At 59.8% G+C, this 15,400-nt stretch carries 14 protein-coding genes; 9 read left to right on the forward strand and 5 right to left on the reverse strand.

The window, feature by feature from the left end; translation table 11 throughout:
- The 3 genes from HMPREF9463_RS10870 to pdxS all read right to left on the reverse strand — a co-directional run.
- On the reverse strand, nt 1-267 hold a 267-nt coding region (locus tag HMPREF9463_RS10870; RefSeq protein WP_148334157.1), incomplete at its 3' end, for an IS110 family transposase.
- Nucleotides 268-647: 380 nt separating this feature from the next.
- A complete protein-coding gene (gene pdxT, locus HMPREF9463_RS03050; RefSeq protein ID WP_035137035.1) occupies nt 648-1,235 on the reverse strand; it encodes a pyridoxal 5'-phosphate synthase glutaminase subunit PdxT in 588 nt (195 codons plus the stop codon).
- Between the two features lie 20 nt (nt 1,236-1,255).
- Nucleotides 1,256-2,146, reverse strand: a complete 891-nt coding sequence (pdxS, locus tag HMPREF9463_RS03055; protein ID WP_035137036.1) for a pyridoxal 5'-phosphate synthase lyase subunit PdxS — start codon at nt 2,144-2,146, stop codon at nt 1,256-1,258.
- Nucleotides 2,147-2,291: 145 nt separating this feature from the next.
- Here pdxS and HMPREF9463_RS03060 point away from each other — a divergent pair, with 145 nt between their 5' ends.
- Both HMPREF9463_RS03060 and HMPREF9463_RS03065 read left to right on the forward strand, forming a co-directional pair.
- Nucleotides 2,292-3,728: a MocR-like pyridoxine biosynthesis transcription factor PdxR gene (locus HMPREF9463_RS03060; RefSeq protein ID WP_052044041.1), complete on the forward strand. Its 1,437-nt coding sequence runs from the start codon at nt 2,292-2,294 to the stop codon at nt 3,726-3,728.
- A gap of 541 nt (nt 3,729-4,269) precedes the next feature.
- Nucleotides 4,270-5,151: a hypothetical protein gene (locus HMPREF9463_RS03065; RefSeq protein ID WP_148334144.1), complete on the forward strand. Its 882-nt coding sequence runs from the start codon at nt 4,270-4,272 to the stop codon at nt 5,149-5,151.
- A gap of 242 nt (nt 5,152-5,393) precedes the next feature.
- Here the strand turns inward: HMPREF9463_RS03065 and HMPREF9463_RS03070 are convergent, their stop codons facing one another.
- Nucleotides 5,394-5,957: a ferritin family protein gene (locus HMPREF9463_RS03070; protein ID WP_070097113.1), complete on the reverse strand. Its 564-nt coding sequence runs from the start codon at nt 5,955-5,957 to the stop codon at nt 5,394-5,396.
- A 253-nt stretch (nt 5,958-6,210) separates the two neighbouring features.
- Here HMPREF9463_RS03070 and HMPREF9463_RS03075 point away from each other — a divergent pair, with 253 nt between their 5' ends.
- From HMPREF9463_RS03075 to HMPREF9463_RS03100, 6 genes are all read left to right on the forward strand, one after another.
- The gene (locus HMPREF9463_RS03075; protein ID WP_035137040.1) at nt 6,211-7,431 is read left to right on the forward strand and encodes an iron-containing alcohol dehydrogenase; all 1,221 of its coding nucleotides are present in this window, start codon (nt 6,211-6,213) and stop codon (nt 7,429-7,431) included.
- 9 nt (nt 7,432-7,440) lie between these two features.
- Nucleotides 7,441-8,820, forward strand: a complete 1,380-nt coding sequence (locus HMPREF9463_RS03080) for an aldehyde dehydrogenase (protein ID WP_052044042.1) — start codon at nt 7,441-7,443, stop codon at nt 8,818-8,820.
- Between the two features lie 122 nt (nt 8,821-8,942).
- On the forward strand, nt 8,943-9,269 hold the full coding sequence (locus HMPREF9463_RS03085; protein ID WP_035137041.1) for an HIRAN domain-containing protein: 327 nt from the start codon (nt 8,943-8,945) through the stop codon (nt 9,267-9,269).
- Nucleotides 9,270-9,287: 18 nt separating this feature from the next.
- Entirely contained in the window at nt 9,288-9,467 is a 180-nt protein-coding gene (locus HMPREF9463_RS03090) for a hypothetical protein (RefSeq protein ID WP_035137042.1), read from the forward strand.
- Between the two features lie 66 nt (nt 9,468-9,533).
- Nucleotides 9,534-10,079 (forward strand): metallophosphoesterase, encoded by a 546-nt coding sequence (locus HMPREF9463_RS03095; protein WP_035137043.1) that lies wholly within the window; start codon nt 9,534-9,536, stop codon nt 10,077-10,079.
- Nucleotides 10,080-10,218: 139 nt separating this feature from the next.
- A complete protein-coding gene (locus HMPREF9463_RS03100) occupies nt 10,219-11,976 on the forward strand; it encodes a DUF2130 domain-containing protein (RefSeq protein WP_035137044.1) in 1,758 nt (585 codons plus the stop codon).
- A 74-nt stretch (nt 11,977-12,050) separates the two neighbouring features.
- On the opposite strand, the gene HMPREF9463_RS03105 is transcribed toward HMPREF9463_RS03100, so the two are convergent.
- Entirely contained in the window at nt 12,051-14,732 is a 2,682-nt protein-coding gene (locus HMPREF9463_RS03105) for a DEAD/DEAH box helicase (protein WP_035137045.1), read from the reverse strand.
- 489 nt (nt 14,733-15,221) lie between these two features.
- Here HMPREF9463_RS03105 and HMPREF9463_RS10875 point away from each other — a divergent pair, with 489 nt between their 5' ends.
- Nucleotides 15,222-15,368, forward strand: coding sequence for an IS110 family transposase (locus HMPREF9463_RS10875; RefSeq protein ID WP_148334145.1), 147 nt, complete (start codon nt 15,222-15,224; stop codon nt 15,366-15,368).
- The last annotated feature ends 32 nt before the right edge of the window (nt 15,369-15,400 follow it).

The raw sequence follows: 15,400 nt of genomic DNA on the forward strand, positions 1-15,400 counted from the left end.
GGCGGCGAGCCCGGGCAGGTGGGCGACCCCGAGCCCCGCGGCGCGGGCCCGCCTCACGGCGAGGGACCCTATGTTGCGGAACTGGTCGACGACGACGAGCGTGCCGGCGGGCGCGGAGGCGAACAGCGCGTCGAGCTCGGCCTCCCTGTTGCGGACGGGGGCGCTGGCCAGCACCTCCCCGTCGCGGTCGATCAGGCAGGCCCAGTGCGACGACTTGCCGACGTCCAGGCCGAGCACGGCCGCGGGTCTGGTGGATGGCGCTTTCACGGTGGTATCCTTCCGGTAGTCGTTCGACCGGATGGCCTCCCCCTCGGCACTCACATTACCAGCCGCGGCGCCTGCCCGGCACTTTCCTATCAGCCGTCGGGGGCGGCGCGTCCCGCGCCGGCAGCACCCAACAGGCCCTCTCGGGGGCAGGGACGTTCGGCCGTGCGCGGGCGCCCGGTCGGCGGCCCGTTCTGGGCGCGCCTCAATCGTAGCCCGAGACGGTCCCGGGCTGACAATTTCGACTGTAATGGACGTTCTTGTTTGACTAGTCATTCAAGAACGTCCCCAACGACTACATAGCATGAGAGTGGATAATCTCCCAGTTTGGGCTCGCATTCAGGCTCAAAGTGGGAGATTATCCACTCTCGTTTCTGTTCTGCCTACATTTGTAGGAACAGTTCTTGGAGGCGGGTGTCTTCGTCGAGTTCGGGGTGGAAGGTTACGCCGAGCTGGTTGCCCTGGCGCGCGGCGACGATACGGCCGTCGACTTTCGCTAAGGCCTTTGCGTCGCCGTGGACCTCGACGATGCGGGGCGCGCGGATAAACGTCAGCGGCACTTCACCGTCGATGCCAGCTACCTGCCCCTTGGTTCGAAAACTGCCGAGCTGCCTGCCGTAGGCATTGCGCTCAACGAGCACATCCATGGTTGCCAGGCGCGGCGTGCCCTTATCGTCATGGGCGGCAAGGTCGTGAGCCAGCAGAATCAGGCCGGCGCAGGTGCCCAGGACGGGCATGCCTTCAACAATGCGGGTGCGAAGCTCCTCGAGCATGCCCAACTCATCTAGCAGCTTCCCTTGAACGGTAGACTCGCCGCCGGGAAGTACCAGACGGTCAAAGTCCTGCTTTAAATCAGCCGCCTGCCTCAGCTCAATACAGCGCGCGCCCAGCTCGGATAGTCTTGCCTCGTGCTCGGCAAATGCGCCTTGGACCGCCAGCACGGCGACCGTTTGGTCTGCATAATCGCTCATGTGCGATCCTTTCTGCTGGACTAGCGCCCGCGCTCTTCCATGATAATCTCGATCTCGTCGGCGTTGATGCCCACCATGGCCTCGCCCAGGTCCTCTGAAAGCTCGGCAATGAGCTTGGCATCGGTGAAGTTTGCCACGGCCTTGACGATGGCGGCTGCGCGCTTGGCGGGGTCGCCGCTCTTAAAGATGCCCGAGCCGACAAACACGCCTTCGGCGCCCAGCTGCATCATCAGCGCGGCGTCGGCGGGGGTCGCTACGCCGCCGGCGGCAAAGTTCACGACGGGAAGCTTACCCGTGGCATGGACCTCGCGCACCAGCTCGACCGGAACCTGCAGTTGCTTGGCTGCCTCAAAGAGCTCGTCGTTGCGCAGGGCAACAACGTCACGGATCTGCTTTTGGATCTTGCGCATGTGACGCACGGCCTGAACGACGTCGCCCGTACCCGGCTCACCCTTGGTGCGAATCATCGTGGCGCCTTCGGCAACACGGCGCAGCGCCTCGCCCAGATCACGGGCGCCGCAGACAAACGGCACGTCAAACTGGGTCTTGTCGATGTGATAGACGTCATCGGCAGGGGAGAGAACCTCGGACTCATCGATGTAGTCGATCTCGATGGCCTGCAGGACCTGCGCCTCGACGATGTGACCGATGCGGCACTTGGCCATGACGGGGATGGAGACGGCCTCCTGGATGCCCTTGATCATCTTGGGGTCGCTCATGCGCGAGACGCCGCCTGCGGCACGGATGTCGGCCGGGATGCGCTCGAGGGCCATGACGGCGCAGGCGCCTGCCTCCTCGGCGATGCGTGCCTGCTCGGGCGTGGTAACGTCCATGATGACGCCGCCCTTGAGCATCTGCGCGAGCTCGCGATTGAGTTTGACGCGGTCGGCCTTGCTGTTCTGTTCTGCCATGGTTGCTCCCTTGGTTGGCATGTGCATTGCTTGACGGAACATCCTATCGGGGAGCTGGGTATGACAAAATACTCAGTTTTCGAGATAATTACAAGGTCAGACTAATACCAGATTGAATGACTTAATAAGGTCAGGTGATAGGCTCATGCTTGACTACAATTTGGAAAAACGCGGCGAAGCATCGCTCTATGAGTATGTTTACCAGCAAATTCGAGATGATATCGTAGCTGGACGCATTGTGGCGGGGGAGCATTTGCCGTCTAAGCGCGCCTTTGCCAGTCATCTGGGAATCAGTGTTATTACCATCGAGAATGCATATAGCCAGTTACTCGCTGAGGGCTATATTTGCTCAATACCACGTCGTGGCTACTACGCTTGCGAGCTTCCGGATGCACCGGTTTTGGCTTCGGCTGCGGAGGGCATCGACCGAGATGCCGTCTCTGTGGACCCCAGCGCGCATGATGTCCGCGGGCGGGTCGAGCAATTCGACGCACTTTCTCCTTCTGCTTTGGAGGCGGCGCGGCTTTGGCAAAGCGCGCTACGGGCGACGCTGGCATCCGAAGACGAGCGCGAAATCTTTTCGCCCGCACCGGCGCAGGGCACTGCTCGGCTGCGACGCGCAATTGCTCACCATCTGCACGGGACAAGGGGTATGAATGTCGACCCCAACAACATCGTTATCGGTGCGGGCGCCCAGCTGCTCGATACCATGTTGGTTCAGTTGCTTGGCGCGGACAAGGTGTATGCGGTTGAGGATCCGGGCTATTTGCGTCTGACGCGTATCTATCAGGCTATGGGCTGCAAAGTTCGACATATCCCGTTGGATGATGAGGGCGTGGACTTGAGCACTCTGCAGAAAAGCGGGACCGATGTCCTTCACCTGATGCCGTCCCATCAGTATCCGACCGGTCTTGTGACGAGCATTGCGCGTCGCTATGCGCTTCTGAGCTGGGCCGCTGAGCGACCAGGTCGGTATCTCATCGAAGATGACTTTGATTGTGAGTTTCGCCTTGCCGGGAAGCCGATTCCCGCGCTCGCGTCGATTGATGCCGCCCAGTCGGTTATCTACACCAACACGTTTTCGAAGAGCCTTTCATCGGCGTTGCGTCTAGCGTACATGGTGCTGCCCGATGAGCTGATGGAGCGGTTTAGGTGCAACCTTGGTTTCTATGCCTCGTCGGTGAGTTCTGTCGACCAGGTCGCTTTGGCTCGTTTGCTGGAATCGGGTGATTACGAGCGGCATGTGAACCGCGTGCGCGTTCGTGCTCGTGAGGCGCGTGATGGCCTGATGGCGCTTGTGCGGAAAGCGTTTCCGGCAGGGGAGGTCTCGATCGAGCAGGCAGATGCGGGCCTTTACTGTACCGTGGTTGCGGAGCGTGGAACGGGCGGAAGCTCTTTTGCGCAGGCTCTCGCGCGCTCGAGCATCCCTTTTGTCGATATCAGTGACTGTTATTGGTGTGCCGATGGCGCATCTGTCCCTGAAAACTCAACTCAAATTCTTGTCCAGTATGACGATCTGAGTCCAAAAGTGCTAACTACCTTGGAATTGCAGCTAATGGGGGGCACTCTGCAACCTAAGTGAGTAGACTTTTAGCACTTTGGCGACCAGGAAGTTTTGTAACAAGCTATCTACCTGCGGTTTTGAAAAGCAGGATGACCGGCCTGCTCGGGATGTTCAAAAAAGTCTACTCACTTGCCGCGCAAAGTTCCTGCATGAGAAAAAATGGGGTTTTCAACAGGGCTTCGTCCAGCTCTTGGCAAGCTTTTGGCCAGTTGGGGAGGGCTGTTGAAAACTTTGCAGTCCGTTCGGCGCCATTTTTGGTGCGTTCGCGCCAATGCGTGACTGACTGGGTTGAAATTCGTGTTTTCCTGTGCCTATGAAGGATCTACTTTGTGACATATCGGCTTTTAGGTACTGGCGTTTGCCTCCTCAAGTCCGCGCTTTGTGTCCGCCGCTTCCACGACCGGAAGAAGACCGGCAGCGATATGATCTCGCCCGCAACCCGACGGCTGCGGTCGCGCTCGGTTTTCCGTTGTATACATTGGTTCGGACGAGAAACAAACGGACTTGTCCTGCCAGCATTAGGCAGCGGCTGTTTCTTGGCGAGCTCCCCAGGGAATCCGTGCTGGAAACGGAGCATGGGTTTTTGGTTACATCTCCTCTACTGACGACATTCATCATGTCGCGGCATCTGACGGATCTTCAGCTTCTTTTGGTATTGGCGGAGATGTGTGGCTTGTTTGCGGTGTGTGCCCTGCCGGCGGCACTTGAGGCGGAGCTTTCGCGTGCAATTGATTCGGGCGCGATTTCGACAACGTTCGGTTGGGTGTGCTGCCCGTCCGAGGACGGCATCGCCTCAAATTTATGGCGTCGAGACGCTTTGGTTTTGGGCGGAGACCTTGACCGTTTTTGTTCAGATGTTTGCGGGATGCGTTGCGGCAATAGATTTATGGCGGTATCGCAACTCGTTCCATTGGGTGCCGCGTCGCCTTTTGAGGTCGAGGCGTATTTGTTGCTTGGACTGCCGCGAGCCCTGGGAGGCGAAGGTTTTTGCGGCATAGAGCTTAATGTTGAAGTGATGCTAAACACAAGTGCTCGAGCGATTGTGGAAAAGTCCCGTGTATATATCGACCTACTTCTTTCTTCGCCGGACGGCAGGCGACAGGTGGCCATTGAATGTCAGGGAAAGGCCTCGCACGGACGCGCAGGGGATGGCTTGCGTGACGCTGACCGCATGACGGCCCTTCAGGCCATGGGCTACGATGTGCTTCTCCTGACACACAGACAGATATCGGATGAGGATAGATTCCGCGCGATCGTTAAGGCCATATGCAGGATGCTCGATGCTGAATATCGTGATAAAAGCTCGGATGAGCAAAGGGCTGAGACATTACTCCGGTCTGAACTATTCGTTGACTGGACAAAATTGGGAGTAATCGACGGAAAGATGCCCGCTAGACACAAAATGGCTCGATCGTGGACGGCTGCGGTTCTAAGTGAGTAGACTTTTGGCACTTTGGCGACCAAGCCGTTTTGCAACAAGTCATTTACCTGCGGCTTTATAAAGCAATATGGGTGGTGTGCTCGGCAAGTTCCAAAAAGTCTACTCACTTAGTTTTTGACGAGAAGCCGATGCCGAAGGCGGTCCTATTTCAGGGCGTTAACAAGTTCGTGAGGCACGAAAAAGGCCCGAACCAATACGGTCCGGGCCTCATCGAGCTAGAGGTTATGTCTCAAGCGGTTGGCTTAGCCAAAGTAGCGCTTAAGCAGGCCGGCGAAAGCCTTGCCGTGGCGGGCCTCGTCACGAGCCATCTCGTGCACGGTGTCGTGGATGGCATCGAGGCCAGCGGCCTTGGCGCGCTTAGCAAGATCGGTCTTGCCGGCGGTGGCGCCGTTCTCGGCCTCAACGCGCATCTCGAGGTTCTTCTTGGTAGAGTCGGTCACGACCTCGCCCAGGAGCTCAGCGAACTTGGCGGCGTGCTCGGCCTCCTCGTGGGCAGCCTTCTCCCAGTACAGGCCGATCTCGGGATAACCCTCGCGATGGGCGACGCGAGCCATGGCCAGGTACATACCGACCTCGGAGCACTCGCCCTCAAAGTTGGCGCGCAGGTCGGCAACGATGTCCTCAGAGACACCCTCCATCTTGGCGACGCCCACGACGTGCTCGGCGGCCCACTCGAGCTGGCCCTCCTCCTGCTTCAGGAAACGAGAACCGGGAACGCCGCACTGGGGGCACTTAAAATCCTCGGGCAGCTGGTCGCCGTCGAACTCTTCCACATAACCGCAAACGGGGCAAACAAACTTCATGATTCGATCCTTTCGATCGATGGCGATTGCGCGCTCGTCCGGTCCCGTAAGGGCCCTCTCCGGACGTGCGTCTTGACGAGTTCTATTATCCATAAATGCAACCAAATGTGAAGCCTATTAGGAATGATTTTTAATAAAACAATTTTGAGATATGAAGATGTTGATTGATTAACGATTGGCAGGCCGTCTTTGACCGCCGCTGAGTACAATCGGGCGAGCAAATGTTGACCTATCAACAAATGAAGGAGTTTCCTTTATGCATCTAGCCCGTCGTGCCTGGTGCCGAACATATCAGACGGTTTTTCGCATTGCATTGCCGATCCTGCCCTATACCGAGCCGCGCATTTTGGAGCATGCCGAGGATGTGCCCGCGGTGCTTCAAAAGCGCTCGATCCAGAAGGTCCTTATCGTGACGGATCCCGGCATTGCCCGTCTGGGGCTCACGGCACCGCTCGAGACGGCGCTCGCATCCAGGGGGATTGGCGTTACGGTCTATGCCGAAACGCGTGCAAACCCCACGGTTTCAAACGTGGAAGAAGCGGCGTCCCTGTATCGAGAGAGCGCCTGCCAGGCCATTATCGGCTTTGGCGGTGGCTCGGCCATGGACTGCGCCAAGGGCGTGGGCGCACGCATTGCGCAGCCAAACAAGCCCATCAACAAGATGCGCGGCCTACTGCGGATTCATCGTCTCCTGCCGCTGCTCATCGCCGTTCCCACTACCGCCGGTACGGGAAGCGAAGCCACGCTTGCGGCGGTAATTACCGATGACGGGACGCACTACAAATACCCCATTAACGACTTTGTGCTCATCCCGCGTTTTGCAGTCCACGACCCCGAGTTTACGTGCGGCCTGCCCGCTTCCATTACGGGGCAGACGGGCATGGACGCCCTGACGCATGCCGTTGAGGCCTTTATCGGGCGAAGCACCACGCCCTATACGCGCAAGATGGCGCGACAGGCGGTGCAGCTTATCCACGACAATTTGCTCGAGGCCTATGAGCATGGTGACGACATACGCGCTCGTCGCAATATGCTTTCGGCGGCGTATAAGGCGGGCGTTGCGTTTACCCGCTCCTATGTCGGATATGTGCATGCCATCGCGCACAGTCTGGGCGGCCGATACGGAATTCCGCACGGTTTGGCCAACGCGATCATCCTGCCGCACATGCTTCGCGCTTATGGTGACGCCGCCGCCCCCAAGCTTGCCGATCTTGCTCGCATGGCGGGCATTGCGCCGGCTACCGCGCAGGATAGTCTTGCGGCCGAGGCCTTTATCGATTGGGTCGACCGCATGAACGAGATCCTGGGAATCCCCAAATATGTCTCGGGCATTCGCCGCTCCGACATTCCCGAGATGGCGGCGCATGCCGATGCCGAGGCCAATCCGCTGTACCCCGTTCCGCTTTTGATGGACCGCTTGGAGCTCGAGCGTATGTACGAGGTCGTCGCGGGTGGTATGTTTGAGGACGAGAACTAGGAGGGTGCCATGAACACCGAGGAAATTGCGCGCATCGTCGGCGATCAGCGCACTTACTTTAAAACGCACGCTACGTTTGATGTTGATGCCCGACGTCGCGCGCTCGTGAGTTTACGCGATGCGGTACGGGCGCACGAGGCCGATATTGCCCATGCACTCAAGACCGATTTGGGAAAGTCGCATGACGAGGCATATATGTGCGAGATCGGCACGTCGCTTTCCGAGATTCGTCATCAGATCGCTCACGTGGCTCGATGGAGTCGTCCGCGCCTGTGTCCGTGTGACCTTGCCAACGCCGTGAGCGCGTGCAAAACGCAAGCCGTGCCCTATGGCGTCACGCTCATCATGGCTCCGTGGAACTACCCGTTTTTGCTAACACTCGAGCCGCTCGCCGGCGCCCTTGCCGCGGGCAATACCGTGGTCATCAAGCCGAGTGCCTATGCTCCGGCATCGAGCGCGGTGCTCAAGCAAATCTGTGAAGAGGCATTTGATCCGCGCCTGGTGACGGTTGTCGAGGGCGGGCGCGCCGAGAACGAAGCGTTGCTCGATGAGTGCTGGGACAAGATCTTCTTTACCGGTAGCGTTCCGGTCGGCAAGCTCGTCATGGAGCGCGCGAGTAAAAACCTCACGCCCGTGACGCTTGAGCTGGGCGGCAAGAGCCCCTGCATCGTGGATGCGACGGCAAACTTGAAGGTCGCGGCACGGCGTATCGCCTTTGGCAAATGGCTCAACGTGGGGCAGACCTGCGTGGCGCCCGACTACCTGCTGGTCGATGCGCACGTGCACGACGAGCTGCTGGACCTCATCAGGGAAGAGGTCCGCCGTATGTTTGGCGAGCATCCGCTCGATAACGAGGACTACGGTCATATCGTCAACGCCAAGCATTTCGCGCGTGTACGCGGGCTAATCGATCCCGATAAGGTCGTGCTTGGAGGTGCCGCGCGCGAGGCTTCGCTCAAGATCGAGCCGACGATCCTAGACGGCGTGACCCCCGATGACGCCGTGATGCAGGAGGAGATTTTCGGCCCGATCTTACCGGTGCTGACGTTTGATGACCTGGATGAGGCCGAGACGTTTATCACGGATCGTCCGACGCCGCTGGCCCTGTATATCTTTAGCCAGGATCGCGCAGTTCAGCAGCGTTTTGTGTGTTACGTGCCCTTTGGTGGCGGCTGTGTCAACGACACGATTATGCATTTGGCCACGAGCCATATGGGCTTTGGCGGCATGGGCGCGAGCGGTATGGGGCAGTACCATGGACGTGAGAGCTTCGATACGTTTAGCCACAAGAAGAGCATCGTGAACAAGGCAACCTGGCTGGACGTGCCATTCCGCTATGCGCCTTACGCAAGCTGGAAGCACAAGTTCGTGCGCATGTTTGTGCATTAGAATCAGATGGCGTAGCGACAAACGGTCGAAAGGCGCAGGCAGGATGAATTTGTGTCCGCACGAGTTCGTAGACTTCTCAATAAGGTTAAGCGCCGGTTTATCTGGCCGTTAGGGGAGTTGCTATGTACGAGCCTTCACGTGTTCTTCTGTCATTTCACATTGCAGGATTTCAGTATGCCGATGGCGCTTTGGTCCTAGGCGATCTTAAAGCGGGCGATAAACTGACGCTGTGTGCCGAGCGCGATAATCCCCATGACCCCGAGGCAGTTGCGATTTACTATGGCAAGACCAAACTTGGCTACGTTCCGGGAAACGAGGTCGGCCCACTGTCCTTGATGATGTATTACGGCCACGAGGACGTATTTGAGGCCCGTGTGCAACAGGTTGCCCCCGAGCGCAGCCCGTGGCATCAGGTGCGCGTTGGGCTCTACGTGGTGGATGCTCGCTAGTCGGCAATGGAGGCTGCCATGTTTGATGACGATGACCTGTTTGATCTGGCAGATGATCCGTTTGAGTGGGATGTGCTACTCGATGACGATGAGCTGGAACAGGACCGTAAGATGCGGCAGGACAAGAAAACTCAGGGTGACGCTTCGAAAAAGCAAGACAAGCGCCGCCGCGGACTGTTCGGCGGGCTCTTTGGATAACCGCCGCATCGCTACGTCTGTATACTTAGCACGAGTTGAGCACGTTGCGAAATGAGGGCATAGACGATGATGTGGTTTACCGCCGACCTGCACCTGGGCGATACGAATATCTTGCACGACATGGACCGGCCGTTTGACTCGGTCGAGGAGATGAACCGCAAGGTCATCGATGCCATCAATGAGTGCGTGGCTGCGGACGACCGCCTCTATATTCTGGGTGACTTTACCTATCGTTTGCCCCTGGCGGAGGCGGTGCGCCTGCGCGAGCGTATCGAATGCCAGAACGTGACGCTCATCCGCGGTAACCATGACGGCGACTGGGAAGATTCCGACGTACCGCAGATTTGGGAAAACGTGCGCGATTACCTGGAGATTGCTCCCGGCTATGCCAAGGGCCATCGTCTGGTTATGAGCCACTACCCCATGCTCAGCTGGAACGGCAAGGCACGTGGCGCCATTATGCTGCATGGGCATATCCACAGCAGGGGTGACCGCGCCAACGCACGCAACCGCGATCGCGAGCGCCCTATCTTTCGCTACGATGTCGGTCTCGATGCCAACGATTACAAGCCCGTAAGCCGCGATCAGATTCTTAGCTTCTTTAGGCTGTAGCCCTCAAACCACCACAAGGGGGGGCAGGTGGCTTTGTGGTGGTTTTGGCGCCGTTGCCATTATGGCGGCGGCGCCTTTTTTGTCCGTGCGGCGCGGTAGAGTGTAGTCGGTTGAAATTTGCGTCCATCGAGGAGCTGCTATGAACGAGATTAAGTGCCCGCATTGCGGCGAAGTTTTTAAGGTCGATGCGTCCGGCTATGCGGATATCGTCAAACAAGTGCGCGATGCTGAGTTTTCGCGCGACCTGGATGAGCGTGTGAAGGCAGTCCAGCGCGAGGGCGAGCAGGCACTGGAGCTTGAGCGCTCGCGCTCGACGGCTGCTCTGCAGGAGGCGGAGTCTCAGCGCAACGCTCAGCTCGTTGAGCAGAAAAACGCCGCGGCTCAGGAACTGGCGCAGGAGGTTGCCAGGCGCGATGCCGAGCTTGCCGAGCTGCGCGCCAAGCTCGAGGGTGCTGCCGCGGAGCGTGAGAGCGCAAGCCAGCGAGCGGCGGTTGAGGCTCGCGCCGATGCTCAGAAGGAGAACGCCGAGCTCCAGCGTGAGATTGACAGCCTGCGTGCACAGCTTGGACGCAAGGACGACGAAGCAAAGCTTGCCGAGTCGGCGGCGCGCAACGCTGCTCAAAACGATTTAGCTGCACGCGACGCTCAGATTGCCGAGCTGCAGGCCAGGCTTGCCGCGGCGGACAAGGCCCAGGAGATGGCGCTTGCCGCTGCCGCGGCAGAGTCGCAGCGTGAGCTCGATGCCGCTCGCAGCGAGGCCGAGCGCGCGCTTGCTGACTATCGCGCGAAGGTGCAAGAGAAGTTTTCCGCCGCAAAGGCTCAGTCCGAGCAAGAGGCCGAGGGCCTGCGTGCCCAGCTGCGCGAGCAGGAACTGATGGCAAAAATGAACCTGTCAGAGGCGGTCGCCGCGGCGGAACGAGAGCGCGATGAGGCACGTGCCAAGCTGACGAGCGAGCTGGCGGTGCGCGATTCTCGCGAGGAGCAAGCCAAGGCAGCACACGAGCTCGAGCTTGCGCAGGCCAAGCGCGCGAGCGATGACCTGATTCGCTACAAGGATGAAGAGATTGAGCGTCTTAAGGACATGAAGGTCCGCCTGTCTACCAAGATGGTGGGCGAGTCGCTCGAGCAGCACTGCGAGACCGAGTTTAACCGTCTGCGCATGACGGCGTTTCCCAACGCGTACTTCGAGAAAGATAACGATGCGTCCGAGGGTACCAAGGGCGACTTTATCTTCCGCGAGTGCGACGCAAGCGGTAACGAGGTCATTTCGATTATGTTCGAGATGAAAAACGAGAACGACGAGACCGCGACCAAGCACAAAAACGAGGACTTCTTTAAGAAACTCGATCACGATCGTCGCCAGAAAGGCTGTGAGTACGCGGTGCTCTGCACACTGCTCGAGCCCGAAAGCGAGCTCTATAACGCAGGGATAGTCGACGTGAGTTACCGCTATGAGAAGATGTACGTGATCCGCCCGCAGTTCTTCATTCCCATGATCACGCTGCTGCGCAACGCCGCCATGGGTTCGCTGCGCTATAAGCAGGAGCTGGCGGAGTACAAGCAGCAGAACATCGACGTCACGAACTTCGAGGCCAAGATGGAGAAGTTCAAGAACGACTTCGGCCGCAACTATGAGCTTGCGAGCCGTAAGTTCCAGACGGCGATCGAGGAGATTGACAAGACGATTAGCCATCTGCAGAAAACCAAGGAGGCATTACTGTCCTCCGAGAACAATTTACGTCTAGCCAACAAGAAGGCCGACGATCTTACCATTCGCAAGCTCACCTGGGGCAACAAGACCATGAAGGCGGCGTTTGACGAGGCGCGCGGGGCTGCGACAGGGGCAAACGATGAGCCCGCCGAGGCGGATTCGTATGAGGTCGAGGATGCCGAGTAGGGGATAGCGTATAGTGCAAAAGCGGGGCCGCTGGCGATACTGCCAACGGCCCCGCTTCGTTCCAGTATGTACGGCTAGTCCTCGAGCAGGTCCTCGATAAAGCCGACGCGGTAGTTTTTGAAGATGACCTCGCCGCCGTCTTGCGTGGCATCCAGGTCGACATCGCCCATGATGCCAAAGTCGTGGTCGCCATCCTCGTCGGCAAAAATCTGGTGCACGTGCCACACGTGATCGGTCTTCTCGTCGCTCCCGTCGATGGTAAACATCGCGGCGCTGCGGGCATCTCCGTCGGTGAGGATTTCCTCGTGCTGCTCATGGTAGGCATCGAGCGCCTTTTGCCAGCGGACCTCGCTCATGCCCCAGTCCTCGTCGAGTTCGCCCAGGTCGCGAACGTGCTCGCGGGCGGCAAGGGTCACGCGGCGGAAGAGTGCGTTGCGCACCAGCAGCGTGCAGCCGCGACGGTCCGCAACGACCTCGTCGATGCCCTGCGGCGGCGCGGCGTCGAGGGCCGCCGGGTTGCCGGCGTTCTCCCACTCGTCCACCAGGTTCGAGTCGACCGAGCGTACCACAAAGCCGAGCCACGAAATGATGTCGCGCAAGCGCTCATCGCGCTTCTCAATGGGCACGGTGCGATCGAGGGAGCGGTAGGCCTCGGCTAGGTAGCGCAGCAGAATGCCCTCGGAGCGGGCGATGCCGAGCTTTTGGATATAGCCCTTAAAGTCGCTCGCGCTCTCCAACATGTCGCGCAGGACGCTCTTGGGCGAGAGCTGGTAGTCGTTGGCCCAAGGTACTTCCTGGCAGTACTTGTCGAAGGCGGCATCGAGCAAATCCTCGAGCGGCTTTTCGTAGGTGACATCCTGGATGCGCTCCAAGCGTTCCTCATATTCGACGCCGTCGGCTTTCATCTCGGCCATAGCGCGGTCGCGCGCGGCGCGCTCCTGCGCGCGCAGCACCTGCTTGGGATCCTCGAGCGTAGCCTCGACCATTGAGATCAGATCCATGGTATAGGTCTCACTCTCGGGGTCGAGCAGCTCCAGCGCGGCAAGCAAAAACGGCGAGAGCGGCTGGTCGAGCGCAAAATCCTCGGGCAGGTCGACCGTTAGCGCATAGTCGATGTCCGGCGCGGCGTCAGCTGGAGCGTCGGGTGCGGGCGGCACCTCGGTGCGCACGACGACGCCGGAGTCGATGAGCGTGGCGAAGATCTCGTCGGCACGAACCTCGAGCTTTGCCTTTTCCTCAGGGGTCTGCAGGCTTGTTTCGATGAGGTCGTGCACGCGGGCGCGGGCGTCGCCGCCCTGCTCGACCACGCTAATCACCATGGAGTGTGTGATGCGCAGGCGCGGCTTGAGCGTTTCGGGCTGCGTCTCGATCAGGCGCTCAAAGGTCTGCTTGTTCCAGGTGACAAAGCCCTCGGGGGCCTTCTTCTTTTTAATCTTGCGGAGCTTCTTGGGGTCGTCGCCCGCCTTGGCCATGAGCTTGGCGTTCTCGATCTCGTGCTCGGGTGCCTCGGCAATCACCATGCCCTCGGTATCAAAGCCCGAGCGGCCGGCGCGACCGGCAATCTGGTGGAACTCGCGGGCGCGCAGACGACGCATCTTGTAGCCATCGAACTTGGTGAGCGCGGTGAGCACCACGGTGTGGATGGGTACGTTGATGCCGACGCCGAGCGTATCGGTGCCGCAGATGACGGGCAGCAGGCCCTGCTGCGCCAAACGCTCGACCAGCAGACGATAACGCGGCAGCATACCGGCGTGGTGCACGCCGACGCCGCAGCCAAGCAAACGCTTGAGGATCTTGCCGAAGGCCGTCGAGAAGCTCGTGCCCTTGGCCGCCTCCTTGATGGCCTCGCGCTGCTCCTTGCTGGCAATGCCAAAGTTGGCGAGCGACTGTGCCGTCGCAAGGGCGGCATCCTGGCTAAAGTGCACGATATAGAGCGGGGCCTCTCCGCCGCGCATCGCGAGCTCGACGGTGCCCTCGAGGGAGGTCGTCACGTAGTCGTAGCTCAGCGGCACGGGGCGTGGGGCATCGACGACCAAGTCGCAGGTAGCGCCGGTGTGTTCCTCGAGTGAGGCGGCGATGGCAGTGACATCGCCGAGCGTGGCGCTCATGAGCATGAATTGCGTGTGAGGCAGGGTGAGCAGCGGCACCTGCCAGGCCCAGCCGCGGTCGGGGTCGGCAAAATAGTGGAACTCGTCCATGGCGACGCAGCCCACGTCGGCGCCCTCGCCCTCGCGCAGTGCATCGTTGGCAAGGATTTCTGCCGTGCAGCAGATGACGGGCGCCTTGGTGTTGATATGCGTGTCGCCGGTGATCATGCCGACGTTATCGCGGCCGAGCACCTGCACAAGGTCGAAAAACTTTTCGCTGACCAGAGCCTTGATGGGGGCCGTGTAATAACAGCGCTTGCCCTGTGCCATGCCCATAAAGAGCATGCCTAGCGCGACAAGCGACTTGCCCGATCCGGTCGGTGTTCCCAAAATGACATGGTCACCGGCGGCTAGATCCATGAGGGCCTCTTCCTGGTGGTCCCACAGCTCAATACCGCGGTCGCTTGTCCATTCAAAGAAGCGTTCGAAGGCCTGATCGGGCGTGAGCCATGGTTCGGGCTCGCTACCATCCTCGGGCTCCCACCAGGTGGGGGAGAGCGCGCCGAGCGAGCCAAACTCGGCTTCGGTTCCCGTGCCGCCCGAGAATGAGCTGGCGGCGCCGGCGCCGGAGACGGTGCTGGCGGCGGTATCTGTCGTGGTCTGTGCCATGTGGTTGCTTTCTCTCGCGATTGTCCGCCAACTATTATGGCGTAGCGGCGGCGCGGGGTGCCAGCGCGCGAGAAAATGCAGGAAATGGGCGTTCTGTCCGGCCGTTTGGTGCGGTTGCCAACTAAGTGAGTAGACTTTTTGCGATGTCGCGAGCACATGGCTTTTGCGCAAGGGCTCTACCTGCACTGATAATTGTCCTTGGGGGAAGCGGGCACTGCGGGGGCGCGTCAACAGCGCGCGATTTCCGCGTCGCAGCGCTACCCTGATGCTGAACGCCGGGACGATGACCCACTGACCTGCTGACGCCTCTTCGGCCGTCCTCAAATCCGACCTGTCTCGCCCCGGCTTCCGCGACCCGGAGTCCTGCCATGACCTAATAGGAGCATGAGCGCGGACAATCGGATAAGGCAACTTGATTGTAGCGCTCCCGTCAGTGCAATGTCTGGGAGGCTCGGGCGCGGAGCAGGCGGCAGACCGAGGGGAGCGAAAATGGAAGGCGAAACGGTCATCGCGGGCGTCGACACGCACAAGGACGTGCATGTCCTGTGCCTGCTCGACGGCCTCGGGAGGAAGATCTGGAGCGGGAGCTTCAGGGCCGACCCCGAGGGTCTACGACAGGCTGGCGGAGGCGAGTAGGCGACCCGGGGAGCGTGTGCGGTCGTCGGCGT

The sequence above is a fragment of the Collinsella sp. 4_8_47FAA genome (assembly GCF_000763055.1).
In the GTDB taxonomy this organism is placed as follows: domain Bacteria; phylum Actinomycetota; class Coriobacteriia; order Coriobacteriales; family Coriobacteriaceae; genus Collinsella.